Source organism: Nocardia vinacea, from assembly GCF_035920345.1.
GTDB classification, from domain to species: domain Bacteria; phylum Actinomycetota; class Actinomycetes; order Mycobacteriales; family Mycobacteriaceae; genus Nocardia; species Nocardia vinacea_A.
Genome location: NZ_CP109149.1, coordinates 9,214,425 through 9,237,897, shown reverse-complemented (window position 1 = coordinate 9,237,897; position 23,473 = coordinate 9,214,425). Strand labels below are relative to the sequence as shown.

Genomic DNA, 23,473 nt, shown 5'->3' with positions numbered 1-23,473 from the left:
CGGCAGCACCGTATGCGGGTCGCCGCGGCTGGGGCTGTCGATCAGGCAGAGTGCCGGGACGAATCCGGGGTCTGTGATTCGTTCAGCAATCAGAACTCGGAGTGACTGCCGATAGCGCGTGAGGGCCGCCGACGCGCCGGGCTCCCGCCAGCGAAGCCAGGGTGCCCGGTTGCGCGGCGGCGGCGCGCACGCGCCGCCGCAGGCGCTCTTGAACGGCGAACTGTCGGACCGGACGCAAGAAAGGCCCTTGACCAGTTCACGAAGGGAAAGTAGTCCCTCGTTTGTAGTCGGAAAGTAGTCGATCTGGGGAGATTTCCCCGGACAACCGAAAAGCCCTCCACCTGCTTGCGCTGGTAGAGGGCTTTTTTATGCTCCCCCATCTGGACTCGAACCAGAAACCTGCCGATTAACAGTCGGCTGCTCTGCCAATTGAGCTATAGGGGACTATCCTTGGCTCGTCCGTACTGGGCGGGCCGAGGTGAAACTTTAGCTTATCGGCGCTTGCCTTCCCAAATCGCGTCTCTACCTGGAGACATGCGGGGGCTTCGGCGTGTCTGGGGATGACGCGCGGTGGGGGTGGATCCGGATCGACAGGCGTACCCGGCGTCGGGCAGGATGGTAGCCGCGCACAGGCACTTTGGGAGGAGCTCTACGAGATGCTGCGGTTGATCATCGGCATTGCGGCCGGATACGTGCTCGGGACGAAGGCCGGGCGGGGTCGCTATGAACAGATCAGTGCGGCGACCCGCGCGGTGACCGGGAGCCCGGTGACTCGCAAGCTGGTTCTCTTCGGGCGACAGAAGCTGTCGGACAAGCTCAGCACCCAGGCGAAGTTGGAGCCGATGGTGCCGCTGGATGAGCGGACCACGGTTCTGGTGCCGCAGGATCAGCTGCGCCGCTGAGTTAGGCGGGGGCGAACCGGGGAAGCGTCGAGCCGCAGCTCAGCCCGCGGCGAAGTCATTGTGATTCCCCATCGCCTGGGTGAGCAAACTCTTGCGGTACTGCTCCAACGCCACCAGATCACCGAACAGCGCCAAATAAGCCTCGGCCTGCTCGGTCGACGACACCCGCTGCAGCTTCGACTTCAGCTCCGCGATCTGACGGCCGACCCAGGCTTCCTGCACCCGAGCCAGCACCCCGGTGACGAACCGGGGGATGTCATTGGCCGACTTCACCGGCATCTGCTCACCCGACAGCTCGGAAACCAGCGCACGCATGGTCAGATCGTCGGTCCCGTCGGACACAGCGTTGACCCACTCCGCGCCGCTGAGCCCGGATACCGTGCCACCGGCCTCGGCGATCATGGCGCGGACAGCCGCGTAGGCCGGATGGGTGAAGGCCTCGGTCTCGATCGAATCGAAAACCACACCGGCCATCGCCGGATACTGCAGTGCCGCACCGAGCGCTTGCCGTTGCGGCAGCAGCGTCGGGTCGTTCGGGTTCGGGCGCGCGGCGGGGTGTTCGGCGACGACCGCGCTGGGCTGTGGCGCGCCGGCCGCCGGGCCACGTCCGCCCGGACGCCCACCGTTGCGATTGCGCTTGGCTTCCTCACCGACCCGCCGCACCACGGTCTGGATATCGTCCCAACCGACCCAGCCCGCGAGTTTGGTCGCGTATGCCTTGCGCAGCGCGTTGTCCTTGATCTGCGCCACCACCGGCACGGCGCGGCGCAGCGCCTCCACCTGTCCCTCGGCGGTGTCCAGGTTGTGGTCGGCGAGTAGGCCGCGAATCACGAACTCGTACAGCGGGGTTCGCCGGGCCACCAGGTCACGCACGGCGCCGTCGCCGGAGTGCTGGCGCAGTTCGCACGGGTCCTGGCCGTCGGGCGCGATGGCGATGTAGGTCTGCCCGGCCAACTTCTGGTCGCCCGCAAAGGCTTTCAGCGCCGCCGCCTGTCCGGCCGCGTCACCGTCGAAGGTGTAGATGATTTCGCCGCGCCAGAAGTTGTCGTCCATGAGCAGTCGGCGCAACAGGGCGAGATGTTCGTCACCGAAGGCGGTGCCGCAGGAGGCAACGGCGGTTTTCACCCCGGCCAGGTGCATGGCCATGACGTCGGTGTAGCCCTCGACCACCACCGCCTGGTGGCCCTTGGCGATCTCGCGCTTGGCGTGGTCGAGGCCGAAGAGCACCTGAGACTTCTTGTACAGCAAGGTTTCCGGCGTATTGATGTACTTGCCGGGCATGGTGTCGTCGTCGAAGAGCTTGCGCGCACCGAAACCGATGACGTCACCGCCGAGATTGCGGATCGGCCACAGCAGTCGCCGGTGGAAGCGGTCGATCGGGCCGCGCTGTCCCTGGCGCGACAGCCCGGCCGCCTCGAGTTCCTTGAAGTCGAAGCCCTTGCGCAGCAGATGCTTCGTGAGCGCGTCCCAGCCCGCGGGGGCGTAGCCGCAGCCGAACTGCTGGGCGGCATTGCCGTCGAAGTTGCGGTCGGTCAAATACTTGCGCGCCACCTCGGCGTCGGGCTCGCGCAGTTTGGCCATGTAGAACTCGTGTGCGGCGGCATTGGCGGCGACCAACCTGGCCCTGGTGCCGCGGTCACGCTGCACCGAGGTGCCGCCGCCCTCGTAGTTGATCTGGTAGCCGATCCGATCGGCGAGCTGTTCGACCGCCTCGACGAAGCCGACGTGCTCGACCTTCTGCAGAAAGGCGAAGACGTCGCCGCCCTCACCGCAGCCGAAGCAGTGGTACAGGCCGTGGTTGGGCCGCACATGGAACGACGGCGACTTCTCGTCGTGGAACGGGCACAGGCCCTTCATGGAGTCCGCACCCGCCCGCTTCAGCGCGACGTACTCCCCCACTACATCCTCGATCCGGACGCGTTCGCGTATTGCCGCGATATCGCGATCTGGGAGTCGTCCGGCCACGGCGGTCAGTCTAGGCTAGTCCGGCCTCGACACGCCCAGCGGCTGGTCACGCGTCTACCCGCTCCAGCCGACTCTCGGTATAGGACGCGATCTGGTCGACGATTACCCGGACTCGCGCGGTGTCGTCGGTCGCGGCGTGCCACCACGGAAGCAGCAGCGGGTCCAGCCCGTGCGGTGCCGTCGCCAGCAGTCGGTTCGCGACCGCCTGAATCCGCTCGCGCTGCACGGCCTGACGCTGCTTGTGCACGAGATCGGACATGACGTAGCGCAGGGCGACGGTTTTGAGCATCGCGACCTCGGCGGCGACGATCGGCGGAACCTGAAGATCCGCGGCATAGCGGGACAACACCGCGCGCCCGGCGACCTCCCGCGTGGCCATGATCGCAGCCGTGGCGAACCGGCCGACCAGTTCACTCGTGAGGCGCTTCAACGCGACCGAACTGGCGAGGGTGCCGTCGTAGCAGGCGGCTTCGGCCACCACCGGCAGTTCGGAGAGCCGCTGGGCGGCACCGATCAGGTCGTCCACCGAAAGCGCGGGGTGCTGGCCGTGCCCGAGTTCGGCGAGTGCCGCCTGTTCGGACGGATCGGCGAGCGCCCGCAATTCGATGCGCCCCGCGATTACGCCGTCCTCCACATCGTGCACCGAGTACGCGACATCGTCGGACCAGTCCATGATCTGGCATTCGAGGCTCTTGCGACGGTCCGGCGCATCCTTGCGCACCCATTCCAGCCGATCCAGATCGATATCGTAGGCACCGAATTTGGTACCCGAACCCGTTCTGCCCCAAGGGTATTTGATGGCCGCGTCGAGCGCAGCGCGCGTGAGGTTCAAACCCGCGCTCGTGCCGTCCGCATCCAGAACCTTCGGTTCCAGCCGGGTGAGGATGCGTAGATTCTGCGCATTGCCCTCGAATCCGCCGTACGCGTCGGCGAAGAGATCGAGAGCCTTCTCGCCATTGTGGCCATAGGGCGGATGGCCGATATCGTGCGCCAATCCGGCCAGATCGACCAGATCCGGATCACAGCCGAGACCGTCGGCGATGCTGCGCCCGATCTGGGCCACTTCGATCGAATGGGTCAAGCGTGTGCGCGGGGTGTCACCATCACGCGGCCCCATGACCTGGGTTTTGTCGGCGAGTCTGCGCAGGGCCGCGGAATGCAGCACACGAGCGCGGTCGCGGGCGAATTCGGTACGGTGACCGGTTTCGAATTCACTGCGCGGCGGGCCGAGTCCGGCGGTTTTGGCTCCCTCCACCACCATTCGCTCGCGGTCGTGTTCGTTATACATCGAATCTCACTGTCCCGCTGAGTATTTGAAGTCCGACGAGAAGTGTGTGAGCTGATACCAGAGCAAAGCGCCGGTCTCCCTTGCGATTCCGTGCGCCTGCGACTCTCTGGTGTAGACGGCGGGGCCGGTCCGGGTCGGCGCGGTCCAGGCCTCCAGCCCGGCGTCGCGGGCCATGGTTCTGGTGCGCAGCGAATGCCACGGATCGCTGACCAGCACCGCCGAGGACAACTCGCGGGCACTCATGGCGGTCGCGACGGCCTCGATGCTGCGCAAGGTGTCCGAACCCGTTTCCACCGCGAGGATCCGGTCGCTCGGTATGCCGCGCTCCTCCAGATAGTTCTTGCCGGAGGCGGCCTCGGTGTACAGATCGCCGTCCTGCTTACCCCCCACGGTGATCACCTTCGGTGCGACACCGGCCTTGAACAGTTTGTAGGCCTGGTCCAATCGCGCCTCGAACACCGTCGACGGGGTGCCGGAGTATTGCGCGGCGCCGAGTACGACGATCGCGTCGGCTTTGGTGTAGTCGTCGACTCGCGCGACCTGCCAGACCCGGAATGCCGTGCCGCCGACCAGCACCGCGCCCATCACTATCGCGCCCACTACCAGCCGCCGCACCCAGCGCACCAGCCCGCCTCCGACGCTGCGTGCTGCGCCGGAGGCGGTAGCCGAGACCAGGGTCGCCGAATTCATCTCACCAAGTTTGCCAGGTCACCCTCGACGAGAACGTAACCGGCGGATATCGATCCGCGCACACTTACCTTTTGGTTAGTACTGAACTTATTAGTCAGTACTTGTTGATAGTGCAGCAGGTATCGAGAATGAATTCCGGCGCCGAACCAGCATCTCGATACTTTGAGGAGTGGACAAATGACGACATCCGTGACGGTTCTCGGGCTCGGCGCGATGGGACAGGCGCTGGCCGCGGCGTTCGTACAAGCCGGACATCCGACGACAGTATGGAACCGTAGTGCCGGTCGGGACACGGAACTCGTTGCGGCAGGTGCGAAGTCGGCACAGACGGTGGCCGAGGCGGTGACCGCGAGCGACCTCGTTGTGGCCTGCCTGTTGGACCATCGATCCGTGCACGAGGTACTCGATCCGGTGACCGATATCCTCGCCGGCCGCGCACTGGTCAACCTGACCAGCACCGAGCCGCGCGGGTCGCGTGAACTGGCCGAATGGGCCGCGAACTACGGCATCGACTTCCTCGACGGCGGCATCATGGCCGTCCCGCCGATGATCGGCCTGCCCGGCTCGTCTGTGCTCTACAGCGGCTCCCGTGAGCTCTTCGACAACCATCGCGCAACTCTCGAATTACTCGGCAGCGCCGAGTATTTCGGCACGGACGCCGGGCAGGCCGCACTGGTCGACTTCGCCCTGCTCGCCGGGATGTACGCCATGTTCGCGGGCTTCTATCACGGTGCCGCCATGGTTCGCACGATCGGCATTTCGGCCGAGGAATTCGGCCAACGCGCGTCCGGCTGGATCGCCGCGATGACCGGATCACTCCCGAGGGCCGGAGCCACCATCGACTCCGGCGATTACTCGAAACCTTTCCAGCCCTTGGATTTCACCAAGGCCGCCGTGGATGCCATCGTGTCGGCCAGCCGCGATGCGGGCGTCGACCTGGACATCGTCGGCGCGATCAAGAATCTCGTCGATCGCCAGGTCGCCGACGGCCACGGCGCGGACAGCAGCGAGCGGATATTCGAAAGCCTCAACCCGCGCGCCGCATAGACCTACCAGCCGCGTTCTCGCCATTCGCCGAGATGCGGGCGTTCGACGCCGAGCGTGGTGTCATCACCGTGACCGGGATAGACGACGGCGTCATCCGGGTAGCGATCGAAGATCTTGGTGCTGACGTCGGTGTAGAGGGAGTTGAAATCGTCCGGATTGGTGGTGCGGCCGACTCCGCCCGGGAAAAGGGAGTCGCCGGTGAACAGGTGCACGCCCGGACCGTCTACCAGGGCGAGGGCAACCGAGCCGGGGGTATGTCCGCGCAGGTGGATGACCTCGAAGGCGAGTTCGCCGACCTCGATGAGGTCGCCGTCGGCCAGTAGCCGGTCCGGGCGCACCGGGAGCGGTTCGGCATCGAGTGGATGCGCGGCGGTCGGTGCGCCGGTGGCGGCGGCGACCTTTTCCAGGGCCCACCAATGGTCCCGATGCTGATGGGTGGTGACAACCAGGGCGACACGGCCCGGCGTCTCCTGGTTGACGAGTTCGATTATGCGGTCGGCTTCGTTGGCGGCGTCGATGAGCAGTGCCGCGCCGGTGGCGGTGCACTGCACTAGATAGCAGTTGTTGTCCATGCCACCGACGGACATTTTGATAATGCGGGCACCGGGGACGTCCCGCTGTTGCGGATTCGATCCAGGGGACACGTGACCGGTGTACGGCAGGTCGATCGTGATCACGCTTCGATGCTAGCCAGCTACATTCATCCCATGCCGTTGATAGCGCCGATTCGTCGAATCCGCTGGTTCGCCGCGGTGGTCCTCAGCGTGGCGTTTCTCTGTGTCGCACCGGCCGGTGGCACGGTCGGCGCCGAGCCACCGCTGCGGATGGGATCGTACGTCGTCGACTCGGCGCAGGTGCTCGATCAAGGACAACTCGATCGGGTGTCAGCGGCGGTTGACGATCTCTACGCCGATCAGCAGATGCGGCTCTGGGTTGTCTATGTGCACGATTTCAACGGGATGAGTCCGCAGGCATGGGCCGCTCGCACCGCGACCATGTCCGGATTCGGTGAGCGTGATCTGTTGCTAGCCGTCGCCACCCAGGATCGCGCGTATTGGTTCAACGGCGAGTTGCCGAGCAGTGTCAGCGATTCCGAGTTGGACGGCGTATTGACGCGCGATGTGGAGCCCGCGCTGCGCAACGGCCGGTGGGCCGACGCCGGGGTCGCGATGGCCGATGGGCTGGATTCGGTGATGCGCGGTGGCGGGGCCAGCCTACGGACGCTGCTGCTCGTTGCCCTTCTGATCGTGCTGATTGTCGTTGCGCTGGTGCTGTATTCGCGCAAGCGGCGCGCCGACCGCAGGCGTGCCGAGTTGGCGACAGCGCGGCAACTGGATCCCGATAATTCCACCGCGCTGGCAGCATTGTCACTGGATGCATTGCAGGATCGGTCGAAGGAGGTGCTGGTCGAGATCGACAATTCCGTGCGGACCAGCGCCGAGGAGTTGGCGTTGGCGACCGGTGAATTCGGCGATACCGCGGCCACTCCGTTCAGCACCGCCCTGGCCAATGCGAAATCGGCTGCCGCCAAGGCATTCTCGATCAGACAGCAGCTCGACGACAATATTCCCGAGACGCCGGATCTGCAGCGCACCATGCTGGTCGATCTGATCGGCACGGTCGGGCGAGCCGATCGGGAACTCGACGCTCAAGTGACCGACTTCGATGCGATGCGGGATCTGCTCATCAACGCATCCGCTCGCTTGGACGGGCTGACCAGGGATTTGGTCGAATTGACCGGACGCGCACCCGGTTCGGAGACTGAACTCACCCGGCTCGCCACCGCGTATCCGGCCAGTGCCCTCACGCCGGTACGAGACAACGTGACCATGGCGCGCGAGCGAATCACCTTCGCGGAGCAGAATATCGACACGGGACGCTTTGCCCTCACTCGACCGGTCGGCAAACAGGGCGGTGCGGTTGCCGCGATCCGGGCCGCGGAAGGCGCAGTGGGACAGGCGCGCACGCTGCTCGATGCCGTCGACAATGCGGCGACGAATATCCAGCAGGCGACCGATGGGCTGCCCGCCGTCCTCGCCGAGCTGCGCGCGGATATCGACATCGCGAAGGAGCTCTCGGGCTACGGCGGTGTCGATCTGCACGCCGCCATCACGGCGGCGGAAACGGCCCTGACCATCGCAACCGCCACCGCAACCAGCGACCCATTGGACGCCTTCCACGACGCCGTCGCGGCCGACAACGCGCTGGACCTCGCCAATGCCGCCGCCACCGACCGCAAACTGGCCGCCGAGGATCTACAGCGCCGACTCGACCGGGCGCTCACCGATGCCCGCGCCCGGATCGGCGCGGCAGCCGACTACATCAGCACCCGACGCGGCGGCATCGACGCACAGGCGCGCACCCGTTTGTCCGAGGCTCAGCGCAATCTCGATGCGGCACAACAGCTTTCCACCAGCGATCCGGCGCAGGCCCTCATCAGCGCGCACACCGCCGCAGACCTGGGTGCTCGCGCATTGCAGGAGGCGCAGGCCAGCGTGCGGGCCTGGGAGAAGAGCCAGCCGCCATCCGGCACGGCGCAGGCAGGTGCGGTACTCGGCGGAATCCTGATCGAGGGACTGCTGCGCGGCGCGGGCAGCGCCACCCGCCAACGCTCCAGCGGCTACACCCCCGGTTCGTTCGGCGGTTCCAGCGGATCCCGCCGCATCAGCCGAGGCGGCCGATTCTGAGGGGTGCCCCTCAGTAATGGGAACCCATCCACACCTGACAGCCGCGGTCAGATCTCGAGGGTGACGGTGTGGAAGCCGGTTGGACCGGAGGGGAAGGGTGAGCGCGAGGTGCCGTCTTGGACCGCACCGGAGCGGCTGATAGCGCGGGCCTGGATGGTGTGTTCACCTGCGGGCAAATCGACGGTGGTGCGCCAGCGACGCCAGGCGGCGGGGGCAAGTTCGGTGCCGAGATCGACTGGGCGCCAATCGCCTTCGTCGATGCGGAGCTCTACGGACTCGACACCGTGCGGCGGCGCCCATGCGACACCGGCGATGCTGGTGGCGCCCGCGGCCACACGGCCCGGCGCGGTGACGTCGATGCGGGCCTGCGGTGTCACCCAGATCGGATCCGACGGCCAACCGCGCTTCCACCAGTAGTCGATGTGGCTGTCGTCGGTGAGTTCCAGTTCGGCAAGCCATTTCGCGCCGGTGTACTGGCCGTAGAGGCCTGGCACGAAGACGCGAGCGGGGAATCCGTGCTCCGGGGCGAGCGGCTCGCCGTTCACGCCGATCACCAGATATCCGGGCCACGCGCCGGAGCGCAGCGGCTCCACCGGCAGTGAGATGGTGTAGCCGTCGACGGCCCTGGTCACCAGCCGGGTCGCACCGGTTTCGGGGATCGCGTGCTCGAGTAACTTGGCCAGCGGAACCCCGTACCAGCGGCCGTTACCCGCGCGACGCTCACCGGGCCGATTGTGCACGCATACCATGACCGCATCGAATTCCACTGCATCCGCGGCCAATTCGGCCAGCGACAGACGCAACGGATGCGCGACCTTGCCGGTGACCGACAGTCGCCAGCGCGTCGGATCGATCCGCGGCGGACTCAGATTGACATCGGCGACATAGAAACTCCGGTTTGCGGTGATCAGCGACGACAGTCCGGGCTCGTCCTCCAGCCCGTCCTGCGGCACCATCGAAATCCCGCCCAGCGGGCCGACCCGACGGATCGCATCGCGCTGCCTGCGGTCGTAGTCACGTATCAGTGCCCGCGCCCCGGCCAGCAGTCCGGCGCCGGCGCCCGCCCACAGCAGCGCGCCGAACAGTCCATGCGGGCGTCTGCGCAATCCGAGACCGAGCACACCCGCGGCGGCGGCCGCACCGGCGACGGTGGCGGGCGAGCGGGTCGGTCGACGGAAACCCAGAGCGGCCGCGGCGGCACCGAAGGCGGCGATGGCAGGCGTACGCGCCTGATCGGACAGCGCTCCGAGCCCGACGGTCGCGGCGACCGTACCGACCGCGACGCCTAGGCGCGTCACGGCCTTATCGTGCTTGCCGGACAGGGCGACGGTCGTTTCGACCACCGGCACCGGCGCGGTATCGGCCATGACCCGGCCGATGGCGTCGATCAGCGAATCACCGCGCGAGGCCGCGATCAACTCGCCGACGCCGAGCGCCCCGACACCGATCGCGGCGGCACCGAGCACACTTCCGCGTTCTCCGTTGGTCCGCACTGTTCGAACACCCGCTTTCCTCGATCACAACGCATTCGCTATGAACCTACCGCCCCTCACTCCTGTAGCGCCTCGGTGAACCGGGCCAACAACTCTCGCAACTGTTCGCGCTCCCGCGCACTGAAGGCGGCGGCCACGCGGCGTTCGATGGCGGCGGCCTTGGCATCGGCCTTGGCGAAGGCTTTGCGACCGGCGGGGGTCAGGCGGGTTTCGAGCACACCGCGGTGCCATGGATGCGGTGTCCGCTCCACGAAACCGCGCTCCTGCAGGTTCTTGAGCACCACTGTCATCGCCTGCGGCGTCACCATGCATTCCCGGGCGAGGGCGGCGGCGGAGACGCCCGGGTTCTCCGACAGCGCGTATAGCGCCGCGTACTGCGGCACCGTAAGCGGTTTGACCGCCTCGTGTTTGACGGCCATCAGCTCCTGCTCGGCGCGCTTGAGGTCCAGGCCGAGCCGCTGCTCCGCAGGCAATTTCATAAGTGTCAAAGATAGCTGAACTATCAAAGCTTTGATAGTCTTTGAAGCATGGACAACCCCGTAATCCCCGAGAGCCACGCCGATTTGCTATCGCGACCGCTGTTCGCCCATCTCGCAACGCTGAACCCGGACGGCACTCCACAGGTGACGCCGGTATGGCAGGTGTGGGATGGCGGGCGCCTGCGCTTCACCACCACGATCGATCGACGGAAGGCCGTCAATACCAAGCAGAATCCCGAAGTCGCGGTGAGCATCAACGATCCGGAGAAGCCCTACCGCTACCTCGAGGTCCGCGGCGTCATCGAGGCCATCGAACCCGATCCGAACGGGGAATTCTTCGATGTGCTCGCGCGCCGCTACGACCTGCCGTATCAGCGTCCGGTCGCCGACCATCCGCGCCGGGTCGTGCTCGTCATGCGCCCGACACACGCCACCTACCAGTAGCGGCAGGCGCCCTCAGGAGCTGACGGCCTCCTCCGCGAGGGCCGTCAATTCGTCGCGCACCGCGGGCACGAGCCGGTCGGCATCGCCGCCGAGCACGCCGACGGTCAGTCGGCCCTCGAAGGTGTAGACCAGGAAGGTGACTGCCGCCGAGGCGCCCGCGGAGGGACGCGGATGAGCGGAGACGTAAACGATCTCGTAGTCGGTGAGCGCGATATTCGCGGGGATGCGGAAGGCGGGCACGGCACCGGTATTCGTCACCGCGACGTGTCCGGCCAGGGAGTGGATCCGGGTTGGGCCGAAGTAATCCGGGAAGTGCAGCACCGACTGCTGGACGATGCCCTCGGCCAGGTCATGTCGCAATCGGGCCGAAATATGTTGGGCCAGTTCGAGGATGTCCGCGGAGAGGTCGACCGCCGCGGCGAAAGAGGCCAGACCCGCCATATTGGTGCCTTCCGCACGCGCGACCGGCGGGTCCAGGCGGGTGCGCATATCCACCGGATACAGACAGCCGAGCGGCACGGGATCGCCGGTCGCCCTGGCCTTTTCCGCGGCGAAAGCGCGCAGCAGGGCGGCGGTGACCACCCCGTTGACGGTCACTCCCGGATAGCGCCCCAGTCCGATGATGCGGGCGCTCGCCTGCTCGTCCAGAATGATGCGCCGCGGCTGAACCAGCGCGGCGGGCGCGGGAATCGCGGGCGCGCGCGGTATGACCACGGGCTCAAGCGGCTTGGTCACATCCTCGAAACCGGAGATCGAGGAGCGGGCGATTCCACGCGCCGACGCATGCCATTCCAGTGATTGCGGATAGTCGTGCGGCACAACGGTTGTCGTACCGGATTCGACGTAATCGGTGTAGAAGTCCCATAGTCGGGCGAGGAGTTCGACGCAGTGGCCCGCGTCGGCGATGCTGTGGTGGGCGAAGAGTGTCACGCGCGAGCGGCCGCGCTCGGAGCGCACGACATCCAGGTACGCCAGCTGTCCCGCCGGATCGATCGGCTCCGGAATGCGGATGGCGTCCGGATCGCCGAGGCTCGCCGTCATGCCGATCTCCGGAGCCTCGCCGCGTCGTAGCAGATAGCCGCGGCCGGTAGCGTCCTCGCTGATCCGGCAGGTCACCACCGGATAGGCGCGCTGTAGTGCGGTGAAGGCCGCACCCAACGCATTCGTATCGAGATCACCGACGACCGTGACGGATCGTCCGGTGTAGGTCCCCGCGCGCACGAAACGTTGTTCCGAGGCACCCAACACCCGCACCAAAACCTCCTCATCCCACAACACGTTGCTCAGGGTGCGGCAACTACAGACCGGGGCGCAAACCCGGAGCCGCTCCGACTGAGAGAGACTGCCCACATGAGTCCCGCGGCACACATCAGTCTTACGACGCATCTGGAAGAGCTAGGTTTTCCGTTGGTGGTAGGTCAGTTGGCGCATCCGACGGTGGCGGGCATCGCCAAGGGCGATCTGCCCGAACCGGTCTTCCGGTCCTGGCTCGAACAGGACTATCTGTTCCTCCTGGACTATGTGCGGGTGTTCGCCCGACTCGCCTGGCAGGCGCCGGCGTCACATGTGGGCGATCTGGTGGATCTCGCGCACGCGACGTATCACGAGGAGCTGTCCCTGCATCGGTCGCTGGCCGCCGAATTCGGCGCGGATCTCGATGGTGCGACGAAGGGTGCGCCGTGCGCGGCCTACACCGCGTTCCTGCTGGAGTCGGCCGCGTCTTACGCCGACGGATTGGCCGCGCTGTACCCGTGCATGTGGGGCTATTCGACGCTCGGCACAATCCTGGCCGAGAATCCGCCGTCGGAACCGCGCTACCGCCGCTGGGTCGACACCTACGCCGACCCCGGATTCGGTGCGCTCACCCGCCGCTGTGGGCAGATGCTCGATGAGGCGGGTGGCGATCCGGCGCGTGCGAAAGCGCTATTCCTGCAGGGCATGCGCCACGAATACGAGTTCTGGGATGTGCCCGGCTAGGGGTGCAGCACGATCTTGCCGCGCGTGTGGCGTTGCTCGAGTTCGCGATACGCCTCCTGAACCTTGTCGAGCGGATAAACAGCCGCGATGGGTACCTCCACCGTGCCCCCGGCGGCCAGATCGGCAAGTTCGGCAAGCACATCGATGGTGCCTGCGGCGGCATTGCCGTCGGTCTTCACGCCGTACCTCTCGGCGGCCTCCCAGTTGACAATGGTGTCGATGCGTTCGACCGCAATGCCGAGTTCGATTGCGAGATCGACATATTCGGCACCGAACGTGTCGATGAACGCGCCCACGCCATCGGGGGCGGCCGCACGGATCCGGTCGATCAGCCCCGCCCCATAGGCCACCGGAATCACCCCGACCTTGCGCAGCCAATCGTGATTGACCTCGCTCGCGATGCCGAGAACCGTTGCGCCCCTGGCCCGCAGGAGTTGTACGACGATCGAACCGACGCCACCCGCGGCACCCGAGACCGCGACCGTATCGCCCACTTGCGGATCTATGGCCCGCACGGCAGCGAAAGCTGTTGTCCCGGTGACATACAGCGATCCGGCGACATCCCAATCCAGCTTCGAGGGCTTGAGGGTCACCTGCTCGGCGGGCACCACCACGTGGGTGGCATGACTGGCCCGCTCATCGGTGAATCCGAGCACCTCGGCCCCGATCTCGATCCCGCCGACGCCCGATCCGATCTCGACGATGCGACCCGCGAAATCGGCCCCCTCACCCGAAGGAAACGTCGCGGGCCAACGCTCGTGCAGCGCACCCGAACGGATATATCCCTCCCCTGGATTGATACCGGCCGCCAGGACCTCGACGACGACCCGACCGGGTCCCGCCTTCGGCGTCGGCACCTCGACCACCTTCAACTCTTCGATTCCGCCATAACGATCGAACTTCACAGCTCTTGCCATATCCGGCTCCCGCCTACTCGGTGACATACGCCGTCAACCGAGTAACCCGACAGGAAGTTTCCATGCACCGACGATCTTCGCGACGTGCTGCCATGGACGGCACCAGGCCCTAAGCTGACACCCGTGGGAGAGGAAAGGCTGCGGGCATCGGACGCAGACCGCGAGAAAATCGCCGAACAATTGCGGGTGGCGATGAACGACGGCCGGTTGTCGCTGCACGAATACGACGACCGACTCAAACAGGTGTATGCCGCCAAAACCTATGGCGAGCTGACTCCGCTGCTGTCGGACCTGCCCGTACCGCGCAATGCGGCCTCCGCGGCACAACGAGTGCCGCAATGGGTCGTCATCATGTGGATTCCGTGGGTCGCGGTGAACGCACTGTGCGTCACGATCTGGCTGGCGACCGGTGCCGGATACTTCTGGCCGTTCTGGGTCGCGGTGCCGTGGGGGTGCGCGCTGCTGATCCCGAGCGCGATCGGGATGCTCGTCCAGTCGGACCGGAAACCTGGTGCTGAATTCACTTCCGACGTAAGAAACCCGCGATCCCCGGGTACGTCCGAATCCACCTAGCGGTTACGGATTCGCTCCAGGGGCACATCGACATGCGAAACGCCCTGCCGCAGCGCGACAGGGCGTCGATCGCTATCGACTTCAGGCGCCGATGAGATGCTGCGCCAGGTAGCCCTCGACCTTGTCCAGCGCAATCCGCTCCTGCGCCATGGAATCACGCTCGCGGACGGTCACCGCCTGGTCTTCGAGAGTGTCGAAGTCGACGGTGATGCAGAACGGCGTGCCGATTTCGTCCTGGCGCCGGTAGCGACGGCCGATGGCGCCGGCATCGTCGAATTCGACATTCCAGCTCTTACGCAGCTGTGCGGCAAGGTCTTTCGCCTTCGGCGTCAGATCCGCATTGCGCGACAACGGCAGCACCGCTGCCTTTACCGGCGCGAGCCTGCGGTCCAGCCGCAGACTGATGCGCTCCTCCATGACGCCCTTGGCGTTGGGTGCTTGGTCGACGGTGTACGCGTCGACCAGGAACGCCATCAGCGAGCGGGTCAGGCCGGCTGCGGGCTCGATGACATACGGGGTGTAGCGCTCATTGGTGGTCTGGTCGAAGTAGCTCAGGTCATTGCCGGAATGCTCCGAATGGGTCTTCAGATCGAAGTCGGTGCGGTTGGCGACGCCCTCCAACTCACCCCACTCATTGCCCTGGAAGCCGAAGCGGTACTCGATATCGGTGGTGCCCGCCGAGTAATGCGACAGCTTGTCCTTCGGGTGCTCGAAGAGCCGCAGGTTCTCCGGGTCGATGCCGAGGTCGGTGTACCAGGCGAACCGGGTGTCGATCCAATACTTGTGCCACTCCGCGTCCTCACCCGGCTTGACGAAGAACTCCATCTCCATCTGCTCGAACTCACGGGTGCGGAAGATGAAGTTGCCGGGGGTGATCTCGTTGCGGAAGCTCTTGCCGATCTGCGCGATGCCGAACGGCGGCTTCTTGCGCGCGGTGGTCATCACATTCGCGAAGTTGATGAAGATGCCCTGCGCGGTTTCCGGGCGCAGGTAGTGCAGACCCTCTTCGGACTCGACCGGGCCGAGGTAGGTCTTGAGCATCATGTTGAAGTCACGCGGCTCGGTCCAGCGACCCACGGTGCCGCAGTCCGGGCACACCACCAGCTCCATCGAGACGGAGTCCGGATCGTCGATCTTGTGCTTGATCGCGTAGGCCTCCTGCAGGTGGTCCTGCCGGTGCCGGTGGTGACAGTTCAGGCATTCGACCAGCGGATCGTTGAACACGCCGACGTGACCGGAGGCGACCCACACCTGACGCGGCAGAATCACCGACGAGTCGAGGCCGACGACATCCTCGCGGCTGGTGACCATGGACCGCCACCACTGCTTCTTGATGTTCTCCTTGAGCTCGACACCCAGCGGACCGTAGTCCCATGCCGATTTGGTGCCGCCGTAGATCTCACCACACGGGTACACCAGACCCCGGCGCTTGGCGAGGTTGGCAACGGTGTCCACCTTCGACTTGGGTGCCACGCGAGAATTCTCCATCCAGTACGAGTCGGATTCAGATCGGCCGGATCGGGCGAGGCCCGATGCGGTATGCCCCGACGCCACAGAGTTGACCACAACCTATAGCGTTGACTACAGACTATCGCCCAGGTCCCAGCCGTCTTCCACCGCACGGGCCAATCGGTTTTCGCGCCGCATTCACCGACGTTTGCTCAACACTCCGAGGCACGCCTCATTTGACATGCGCACCTGTGCATATCAAAATGGTAATGCTTTCCAATAAGGAGTTGGTTCGATGACCGCCGAGACCGCTACCGCCCACCCGCACAACCCGTACCGATCACCCGCGCCGGCGCCGGTGCCATCGCGGAGCGTCCTGGAGGACGCGGGCGAGTTGCTGCGCGCCCTTGCCGCCCCGGTGCGCATCGCCATTGTGCTGCAATTGCGTGAATCGCCGCGTTGTGTGCACGAATTGGTCGATGTTCTCGGTGTTACCCAACCGCTGGTCAGCCAGCATCTGCGGATTCTCAAGTCCGCGGGCGTGGTGCACGGGGAACGCTCCGGCCGGGAAGTGCTGTACGAACTCGTCGACGACCACCTGGCGCATATCGTGGTCGATGCCGTGGCCCATGCCGAGGAAGGGTGATCGTGCCAGATAAGACGGCCTTGCCGGAGAAGCCGGTAGGCATTCGCAGTACCCGCCAGCGCAGTGCTATCGCCGCGCTGCTCGGTGATATCGAGGAGTTCCGCTCCGCGCAGGAGTTGCACGACGAATTGCGCCGCCGCGGCGAGGGCATCGGGTTGACCACCGTCTACCGCACCCTGCAGTCGCTGGCCGATGCCGGACTCGTCGACGTATTGCGCACCGACACCGGCGAATCCGTCTACCGACAGTGCTCCACCGGACACCATCACCATCTGGTCTGCCGACACTGTGGTCGTACCGTCGAGGTCGAGGGCCCGACAGTCGAGGCTTGGGCCGAAACCATCGCTGGCGAACACGGATTCACCGAGGTAAGCCACACCATGGAGATCTTCGGAACCTGCTGCGAATGCGCGAAGGCGGACCGCTCCAACGTGTGACGACAGTCACACAGTTAACGGCGCCGGTGCCGAGGAAGATTTCACTGCGAATCACATAACGTCCGGGGGTTCCGGGCGTCGCGCACTGAGATCGAAATCTTCTGGGAGGCAGCGTGCGATCGACCATTTTTGCGGCGGACAGACGCCGGAAAATCACCACAATCGGAGCGGCCGTGCTCATCGGCAGCTCCGCCCTGCTCATGACCGCGTGCAACGACAAGGACGCCAAGTCGGGACCGACCACGTCGGCGGCCGCGCAGAGCACCGTCGGCCAGGGGCAGCCGGGGGCGAAAAACGGTCAGTCGACCGTCCGCAGTATCGGCAAGACCGGATGGTACGAGGGCTTCGATATCACGGTGGACAAAGCGACCGTGGTGCCCGACGAGTTCGGCGGCGCCAAGGTGCTGATCGATATCACCTACAAGAACACCACGCCCGACAACAAGACGATCAGCAATAACACCTACCTGCAGGTCGACAAGGAGATCGACGCCGGAGCGAGCTTCGACTCGCCGACTGTGCCCGGAAAGGGTTCGGCCACCGGAAATGTCACCACGTCGGTCAAGACGCTGCACGATGCCGAGCACCTGCTCGACACCATTACCGCGATCTACGGACAGGCCTCGGATAACCAGACCAAGATTCCACTGAAGGCCTCGACTCAGGTCGAAGGTGTCGCGCCGAAGACGCTGAATGTCACCGGCAAACTGGTGCAGGATCAGACGACGATCGAAATCACCGGCGGCACACTGGCTCCGAGCTACACCAAGAACGAGCGCGACAAGATGGATCTCTCGTTGCGCATCAAGATCATCGGTGGACCCGGGATCTCGGCGGGCGGACTGAATGTCTTCTACGACTACTTCACCGTGAAAACCCTGGACGGCCAAACGATTCCGGCCGATATCCGCGGGCCGATCAACGAACTGCTGAATACCAACGAAACTATCGACAACGCAAAGAATTACGTCGTTTTCGTGGTTCCGTCCCCGCCCACCGGTACCTACGTGGTGGCCTACGACGCGGAGAAGGGTGCGAGCAGCGCCCCGAATTTCTCCTTCACCATCTCCTGAGAATACCAGCGGGCCAATATCATTCGGATAACTCGAGCGGCGCTGGCCCGCTTGTCTCGCCGCTCCTTTATAGGCGCGCACAACAAGTGCGGGTTCCAGGGATACGGATCGCTCACGCCGTGAACGCGAGGCGTCGCGGCTGACACATGACACAGGCCGCCACCGCCGGATTACCCGGTAGTGGCGGCCTGCAGTCGATTTCGGAGCGTTTTGGGATCAGACGGCGACCGGGTCGCCGGAGCGGACCGGGGTCGACTCCGCAGCCGAACGGCGTTCGCGAAGTGCGCCTACACCCAAGAGGGCAAGTGCGGCGAGAGCCCAGATGCCCAGGACCACAAGTGGTTTGGTGGCGGCGGCGCCGTCGAAGAAGGCAACCGAGCGCAGCAGTGATGCGGCGGCGCCCGGCGGCAGCAGTTGGCCGATGGCTCCCCACGGCTGCGGCAGCAGTTCCGGAGCCGAGGTCGCGGCCGAGAACGGGTTGCCGACCAGGAGCATGGTCAGGGCGGCGATACCGATGCCCGCGCGGCCGATCGCACTGGACAGGCCGACGACCGCACCGGAGACCGCGAAGGACACCAAGCCCGCGACGGCGGCCAGCGTCAGATAGGGGCCGGGAACAACCGACATCCAGGCCTGGATGATCACGATGCTCAACAGCCCACCCGCGATGCCGAAGGTGATCAGTCCGATCGTCTTACCACCGACCGACGGAATCAACAGGCTGAGCACGACACCCGCCGCGATACCGGACATGACCAGCGGCAATACCATCGCCCCGAAGGCGGTGCCGCGCGGATCGTCCGGATCGGCGGCCACCACATCCTCGACCGCCGGGGCCGGCGCACCGGACAGCTGCTGGGCAATCGCGGTGAGCTGTTGTGCCACAACGGGACTCGCGCCGGAGGCGACCAATACGCGCGGGGCGCCGCCGCCGGTGATGACGGCACCGTAGACGTCCCGGTTCTCGATCGCCTCGCGCGCCTCCGCTTCGTCGGCGGGGTTGCTGATATCGAAGGCATCGGGATCGTGCTGGGTCAGTTTGTCGGCGACCACGGCGGCCTGCGGGCCGCTGACGGCGATGGGCAGATCGCGCGGCGCGATATGGGCCGCTGGCCAGGCGAAGGCGATCAACATCAATGCCTGGAGCAGGGCCGCAGCGACGCCGACACCGACTGCCCGCTGGATTGTATTCATGACGTTCTCCCGAAAATCGAATGACCGTTCTCTTTCGATGTGGATACCGTCGCACGACCTCTCGAGGTTGTCAAGAACGAGCATTCGTTTTACTTTGGAGTCATGCCCAGAGTCAGTGAAGAACACCTGGAACGTCGCAGGCAGCAGATCCTCGACGCCGCGCAGCTCTGCTTTGCCCGCAAGGGTTTCTACGAGACCTCGATGCAGGACATCTTCACCGAATCGGGCCTCTCGGCCGGGGCGGTCTACCGGTACTTCAAGAGCAAGAACGACATCATCGCCGCCCTGGCCGCCGAGACAACGGTCGAGCTGCGCGCCACGATGACCAGGGCAATCCGGTCCGATCCGCTGCCGACGCCGGCCCAGCTCGTCCGGGTCATCGCCGAGTACGTAGTCGAGCGCAGCGGTCCGGAAGGTCCGGTCCGGCTCGCACCGCAGGCGTGGGCGCTGGCGCTGGTGCACGAGGAGGCAGCCGAATACGTCAAGGACGCCGTGCGCGCGATGCGCGATCGGTGGTACGAATACGTCGAACGCATGGTGGAGGTCGGCTGGTTACCGCCCGATACCGATATCCACGCGGTCACAACGGCGATCATCGGCTTGGTGCCGGGATTCATGTTGCAGCACTTGATCATCGGCGACGTGGATCCGGAAACCCTGGCTCGCGGCGTCGCGACCCTGCTGCCCTTCGGCCAATTGGCCGCCCACACGGGCGACACATAGTCCGAGGTGCACTCCGGCCGTTCGACGCGAGCCTCGGATCCGCGGGCGCCTCAGTCAGAGCGAGGCACGGTCGCATATCCAGTTGCTACCTGGCACTAGTTGCAGCCTCGCAAGGTAGGCATTGGTTATGCGGCAGCACAGTCCGGCTGCCACCCGCCGAGCGCTCAGAGCCAGCCGAGGCGTTCGGCGGCGCGGACGGCTTCGGCGCGGGTGCTGGTTCCGGTTTTGCCGATGACGGATGAAAGGTGGTTGCGGACAGTGCCTTCCGACAGGTGTAACTGTTTGGCGATGGCGCCGGCGGTAGCACCGTCGGCCGCGGCGGCGAGGACCTCCCGTTCGCGGGCTGTCAGTGGCGAAGTACCGACGGTCAAGGTTTCGGTGGCGAGGGCGGGATCGACAACGCGTAAGCCCATGTGGACTCGGCGCACCGCGTCCGCGAGTTCGCGGGCCGGGGTGTCCTTCACGACGAATCCGCTTGCGCCCGCATCGATTGCGCGCCGCAAATAGCCGGGACGGCCGAAGGTCGTAACCATGAGGATACGGAGATCCGGATGAGCGGCATGCAGTTGCGCCGCGACCGCGATGCCGTCCATGCCCGGCATTTCCACATCCAGCAGCACCACATCGGGTGTGGTGCGCGCGACCGCATCGAGGACTTCGTCACCGCGGCCGACCTCCGCGACGACTTCCAGATCGGATTCCAGGCCGAGCAGTGCGGCGAGTGCGCCACGGACGAGTGCCTGGTCGTCGGCGAGGAGCAGACGGATCATGCGAGGTGGTCCTTCGACGACGGGAATTGGCCTGAGCGTGCACTTTCGGCCGAATCGCAGCGGAAACTGCACGAGTGCAAACCCATTTCCGGATCACTCGGGCACCGTTGCACGAACACGAACACCTCCCTCGGACGACAGCGTCAATGTTCCCCCAGCGGCCCGCACCCGTTCGCGCAGGCCGGACAGTCCCGACCCGGATTCGACGGTCCCCAGCCCGCGACCATCGTCGACGACCTCGATGCTCGTATCGGTCACCGTGACCGTGCACTGTCGTGCGGCACTGTGCCGAATCACATTGGTGACCGCCTCGCGCAGCACCCAACCGAACAATTCGCTGTGGCGTGTATCGGGTACGGCATCCGGCAGCGCGGCGTCGATATCGGCGGCTGCCAGTGCGGTTCGCGCATTGGCTAATTCACCGCGCAGCGATACCTCACGCAGACCGCCGACGGTATCCCGCACTCCAGCCAGCGCCTCCCGCGCCAGCCGCTCGACATCGGCCATCTCAGCCTTCGCCCGCGTCAGATCCACATCGATAAGACGTTGTGCGAGTTCGGTTTTCACCGTGATCACGGTAAGTGAGTGGCCGAGGATATCGTGTACGTCGCGCGCGACCCGGTTGCGTTCCTCGACAATCGCGAGTTCGGCCTGCTGCCGTCGGGCCAGCTCGGCCAACCGCTCGCCACGCACGCCCAACTGCCTGGCCATCCAGATCAGGGCGGGTACGAACGACACGTAGAACGGCACCCCGGACAGGCTCGGCAGCACCATCGGCACGAGCAACATCGCGAGCGTCACCGTGAACGCGACATAACCGGATTCCCGCGAGGGCATATGAAAGATCGCGATCACGCTGACAAAGATCAATGTCGGCAGTGCGACCGCGCCTAGCAATGCCATCAACCCCGCGCTGCACGCCGTCATACCGACGAGCACCGGCCACATGCGCCGATCGACCGGACGCTCCACCAACCGGCTGGTGCCATCGGTCCGCCGGAAGACAATAAAAGAACCGACGATCAGCGCCGCGTACGCGAGCAGTGTCGCGGTCGCCAGACTCGCCGTCGGCTGATCCGCGTCCTGCCAGCTCTGGATGATCGGTCCGATCATGTACGACAGCCAGATGACCGACATGAACCCGCCGAACCATCCGCGCCGCTTCCCGTTCGCCCCGATTCCGCCGTCGCGGACCACCCGATCGAGTAATTCGGATGCCGCACCACCCCGCAGCACGGACTTCACCCGCATCGGCACTCCCAAACCAACAGCACGCACGCCGAACCCAGACCCCGATTGCGCGCACAGTGGTCGATCACGAGTCTCGACGCTACCGAACCCTCACTCGTCCGCGCCGCCGAAACCCACGCCCCGCACGATCTCCCCAGCCGAGCGGCTCCGCCGCGCCAACCGACCCAGGATGACCGCCCGGCATCACCCCGCCGCCTCGCATGTGACTGTCGCCTGGCACGTCAACGCCGCCTCGTACAGCGCGCACTAACGCTGCCTCGCACAGCGCCCGACACACCATCTCCTCTTGGCTCCATATGCCGGGCAGGGGCCACATCGCCACTCCGCATCGCGCAACTGCCTCGCACGCCACCGCCTCCCCGTCCGAACGCCCGACCAACACCGCATCGTGTACCCGACTCGCATGTCAGCCCCGTGCACGGCGTGCCACCTGCACGGCACAGCCGCCCAGCACGGCACACCCGCCCAGCCTCCTGGCCGCGCGACACCGTATTGCCCGCCGATGCGGAATCGCTGAAGAGCCGCGCCCGGCAACCTCGCATCACGTGGTCAACTCGCACGACGCCACCGCACAACACCGCCCAGCACGTCACGGCGGACCCGGCACCGTAGGGCCACTGGCCGCGGGCACTGAGCACGGCACAGCCGCCCACCCTCCTGGGCAGGCGGCTGGTCGTGCCCGATCGTTCAACGCGCGGTGTCACGGCGGAACAGAATGGCCGCGCCGCCGACGAAGATCGTGGCCCAGACGACGACATTGAGGATGGCCAGCGCGATCGATGCTGTGCTGGTGTCGCCGAAGGGCATGCGGGCCAAGGTGGCGACGCCGTTTGTCGGGAAGATCTTGGAGACCGTCTCGAACCAGCCGTGCAGCGGCATGAACAGGCCGCCCGCGAAGGACAGGCCCGCGAGGGCTGGACCGAGCAGTTGCATGACATTCTCCGAGGGCAGCAGGTAGCCGACGAACAGGCCGAAGGCGGCGAAGACCAGCGAGCAGATCCACGCGAGCAGGAAGCAGCTCACCCAGGCGGTGACCGTCAGGTGGGCGCCGAAGATTCCCCCGATGACGAAGACCGCAGTAACCGAGACCAGCCCGAGCACCATCGCGACGGCGACCTTGGTGGCGATGTAGGCGACGGGACGCAATGGGGTGAGCCGCAATTGGCGGCTCCAGCCCTGCGCGCGTTCGATCGCGACCATGGCGCCGCCGCTGGTGGTGGCCAGCATCGCGCCGTACACCGCCATCGACACCATTACATAGCCGGTCACATTGCCCGATCCGAATGACTCTGTCCGGTAATCGGATTGCAGGCCGAAGATGACGAAGAACAGCGGCGGCATGACCAGCGTGAAGATCATGGTGCGCCGATTGCGCAGCATGCGGCGCAGTTCCAGGCGCAAGAAGCCGAGGCTGAAGCCGCCGAGTGAGATGCGCGTCGAAACAGGCTGTGGGGCAAGGGTGGTCATT

23 protein-coding genes and 1 tRNA gene are annotated in these 23,473 nt (G+C 65.6%); 10 read left to right on the top strand and 14 right to left on the bottom strand.

Annotation, left to right across the window (positions count from 1 at the left end; all coding sequences use genetic code 11):
• Positions 1–371 precede the first annotated feature (371 nt).
• Positions 372–444 (bottom strand) — tRNA-Asn (locus OIE68_RS41815).
• Between the two features lie 212 nt (positions 445–656).
• Between OIE68_RS41815 and OIE68_RS41810 the strand changes: the two genes are divergently transcribed.
• Positions 657–902, top strand: coding sequence for a hypothetical protein (locus OIE68_RS41810; RefSeq protein WP_040688111.1), 246 nt, complete (start codon positions 657–659; stop codon positions 900–902).
• A 39-nt stretch (positions 903–941) separates the two neighbouring features.
• Here the strand turns inward: OIE68_RS41810 and dnaG are convergent, their stop codons facing one another.
• From dnaG to OIE68_RS41795, 3 genes are read right to left on the bottom strand one after another with little or no spacing between them, the layout of a single operon-like run.
• A complete protein-coding gene (dnaG, locus tag OIE68_RS41805; RefSeq protein WP_327096395.1) occupies positions 942–2,867 on the bottom strand; it encodes a DNA primase in 1,926 nt (641 codons plus the stop codon).
• A gap of 46 nt (positions 2,868–2,913) precedes the next feature.
• Entirely contained in the window at positions 2,914–4,155 is a 1,242-nt protein-coding gene (locus OIE68_RS41800) for a deoxyguanosinetriphosphate triphosphohydrolase (protein ID WP_327096394.1), read from the bottom strand.
• Positions 4,156–4,161: 6 nt separating this feature from the next.
• Entirely contained in the window at positions 4,162–4,845 is a 684-nt protein-coding gene (locus OIE68_RS41795; RefSeq protein ID WP_327096393.1) for a YdcF family protein, read from the bottom strand.
• 177 nt (positions 4,846–5,022) lie between these two features.
• Here OIE68_RS41795 and OIE68_RS41790 point away from each other — a divergent pair, with 177 nt between their 5' ends.
• The gene (locus OIE68_RS41790; protein WP_327096392.1) at positions 5,023–5,892 is read left to right on the top strand and encodes an NAD(P)-dependent oxidoreductase; all 870 of its coding nucleotides are present in this window, start codon (positions 5,023–5,025) and stop codon (positions 5,890–5,892) included.
• A 2-nt stretch (positions 5,893–5,894) separates the two neighbouring features.
• Here the strand turns inward: OIE68_RS41790 and OIE68_RS41785 are convergent, their stop codons facing one another.
• Positions 5,895–6,569, bottom strand: coding sequence for an MBL fold metallo-hydrolase (locus OIE68_RS41785; RefSeq protein ID WP_327096391.1), 675 nt, complete (start codon positions 6,567–6,569; stop codon positions 5,895–5,897).
• Positions 6,570–6,599: 30 nt separating this feature from the next.
• On the opposite strand from OIE68_RS41785, the gene OIE68_RS41780 reads away from it, so the two are divergent.
• Positions 6,600–8,579: a TPM domain-containing protein gene (locus OIE68_RS41780; protein WP_327096390.1), complete on the top strand. Its 1,980-nt coding sequence runs from the start codon at positions 6,600–6,602 to the stop codon at positions 8,577–8,579.
• A gap of 47 nt (positions 8,580–8,626) precedes the next feature.
• Here OIE68_RS41780 and OIE68_RS41775 read toward each other — a convergent pair whose 3' ends face one another.
• Together OIE68_RS41775 and OIE68_RS41770 are read right to left on the bottom strand one after the other, a co-directional pair.
• Positions 8,627–10,072, bottom strand: coding sequence for a molybdopterin-dependent oxidoreductase (locus OIE68_RS41775; RefSeq protein ID WP_327096389.1), 1,446 nt, complete (start codon positions 10,070–10,072; stop codon positions 8,627–8,629).
• A gap of 56 nt (positions 10,073–10,128) precedes the next feature.
• The gene (locus OIE68_RS41770; RefSeq protein WP_174415024.1) at positions 10,129–10,551 is read right to left on the bottom strand and encodes a MarR family winged helix-turn-helix transcriptional regulator; all 423 of its coding nucleotides are present in this window, start codon (positions 10,549–10,551) and stop codon (positions 10,129–10,131) included.
• 48 nt (positions 10,552–10,599) lie between these two features.
• On the opposite strand from OIE68_RS41770, the gene OIE68_RS41765 reads away from it, so the two are divergent.
• Entirely contained in the window at positions 10,600–10,995 is a 396-nt protein-coding gene (locus OIE68_RS41765) for a PPOX class F420-dependent oxidoreductase (RefSeq protein ID WP_040688039.1), read from the top strand.
• Positions 10,996–11,007: 12 nt separating this feature from the next.
• On the opposite strand, the gene OIE68_RS41760 is transcribed toward OIE68_RS41765, so the two are convergent.
• Positions 11,008–12,273: a phthiocerol/phthiodiolone dimycocerosyl transferase family protein gene (locus OIE68_RS41760; RefSeq protein ID WP_327096388.1), complete on the bottom strand. Its 1,266-nt coding sequence runs from the start codon at positions 12,271–12,273 to the stop codon at positions 11,008–11,010.
• Positions 12,274–12,345: 72 nt separating this feature from the next.
• Between OIE68_RS41760 and OIE68_RS41755 the strand changes: the two genes are divergently transcribed.
• On the top strand, positions 12,346–12,972 hold the full coding sequence (locus OIE68_RS41755) for a transcriptional regulator (RefSeq protein ID WP_327096387.1): 627 nt from the start codon (positions 12,346–12,348) through the stop codon (positions 12,970–12,972).
• Here the strand turns inward: OIE68_RS41755 and OIE68_RS41750 are convergent.
• Positions 12,969–13,889 (bottom strand): NADP-dependent oxidoreductase, encoded by a 921-nt coding sequence (locus tag OIE68_RS41750; protein WP_327096386.1) that lies wholly within the window; start codon positions 13,887–13,889, stop codon positions 12,969–12,971. The two genes, OIE68_RS41755 and OIE68_RS41750, sit on opposite strands and share 4 nt — an antisense overlap.
• 123 nt (positions 13,890–14,012) lie before the next feature.
• On the opposite strand from OIE68_RS41750, the gene OIE68_RS41745 reads away from it, so the two are divergent.
• Positions 14,013–14,462 carry a DUF1707 domain-containing protein gene (locus tag OIE68_RS41745; RefSeq protein ID WP_327096385.1) on the top strand — a complete coding sequence of 150 codons (450 nt, stop codon included), beginning with the start codon at positions 14,013–14,015 and terminating at the stop codon, positions 14,460–14,462.
• Between the two features lie 81 nt (positions 14,463–14,543).
• Here OIE68_RS41745 and OIE68_RS41740 read toward each other — a convergent pair whose 3' ends face one another.
• The gene (locus tag OIE68_RS41740; RefSeq protein ID WP_327096384.1) at positions 14,544–15,935 is read right to left on the bottom strand and encodes a glycine--tRNA ligase; all 1,392 of its coding nucleotides are present in this window, start codon (positions 15,933–15,935) and stop codon (positions 14,544–14,546) included.
• A gap of 271 nt (positions 15,936–16,206) precedes the next feature.
• Between OIE68_RS41740 and OIE68_RS41735 the strand changes: the two genes are divergently transcribed.
• From OIE68_RS41735 to OIE68_RS41725, 3 genes are all read left to right on the top strand, one after another.
• Positions 16,207–16,557, top strand: coding sequence for a metalloregulator ArsR/SmtB family transcription factor (locus OIE68_RS41735; RefSeq protein WP_327096383.1), 351 nt, complete (start codon positions 16,207–16,209; stop codon positions 16,555–16,557).
• Complete coding sequence (locus tag OIE68_RS41730) at positions 16,554–16,994, top strand: Fur family transcriptional regulator (RefSeq protein WP_419150645.1); 441 nt, start codon at positions 16,554–16,556, stop codon at positions 16,992–16,994. Before OIE68_RS41735 ends, OIE68_RS41730 begins: the two co-directional genes overlap by 4 nt.
• Positions 16,995–17,167: 173 nt before the next feature.
• Positions 17,168–18,067 (top strand): hypothetical protein, encoded by a 900-nt coding sequence (locus tag OIE68_RS41725; RefSeq protein ID WP_327096381.1) that lies wholly within the window; start codon positions 17,168–17,170, stop codon positions 18,065–18,067.
• Between the two features lie 216 nt (positions 18,068–18,283).
• On the opposite strand, the gene OIE68_RS41720 is transcribed toward OIE68_RS41725, so the two are convergent.
• Positions 18,284–19,261, bottom strand: coding sequence for an ABC transporter permease (locus tag OIE68_RS41720; RefSeq protein WP_327096380.1), 978 nt, complete (start codon positions 19,259–19,261; stop codon positions 18,284–18,286).
• 102 nt (positions 19,262–19,363) lie between these two features.
• Here OIE68_RS41720 and OIE68_RS41715 point away from each other — a divergent pair, with 102 nt between their 5' ends.
• Positions 19,364–19,984 carry a TetR/AcrR family transcriptional regulator gene (locus tag OIE68_RS41715; protein ID WP_327096379.1) on the top strand — a complete coding sequence of 207 codons (621 nt, stop codon included), beginning with the start codon at positions 19,364–19,366 and terminating at the stop codon, positions 19,982–19,984.
• A 164-nt stretch (positions 19,985–20,148) separates the two neighbouring features.
• On the opposite strand, the gene OIE68_RS41710 is transcribed toward OIE68_RS41715, so the two are convergent.
• From OIE68_RS41710 to OIE68_RS41700, 3 genes are all read right to left on the bottom strand, one after another.
• Positions 20,149–20,754, bottom strand: coding sequence for a response regulator transcription factor (locus OIE68_RS41710; RefSeq protein WP_327096378.1), 606 nt, complete (start codon positions 20,752–20,754; stop codon positions 20,149–20,151).
• Positions 20,755–20,847: 93 nt separating this feature from the next.
• The gene (locus OIE68_RS41705) at positions 20,848–22,005 is read right to left on the bottom strand and encodes a sensor histidine kinase (RefSeq protein WP_327096377.1); all 1,158 of its coding nucleotides are present in this window, start codon (positions 22,003–22,005) and stop codon (positions 20,848–20,850) included.
• A 687-nt stretch (positions 22,006–22,692) separates the two neighbouring features.
• Positions 22,693–23,472, bottom strand: a complete 780-nt coding sequence (locus OIE68_RS41700; protein WP_327096376.1) for an ABC transporter permease — start codon at positions 23,470–23,472, stop codon at positions 22,693–22,695.
• Between the last annotated feature and the right edge of the window lies 1 nt (position 23,473).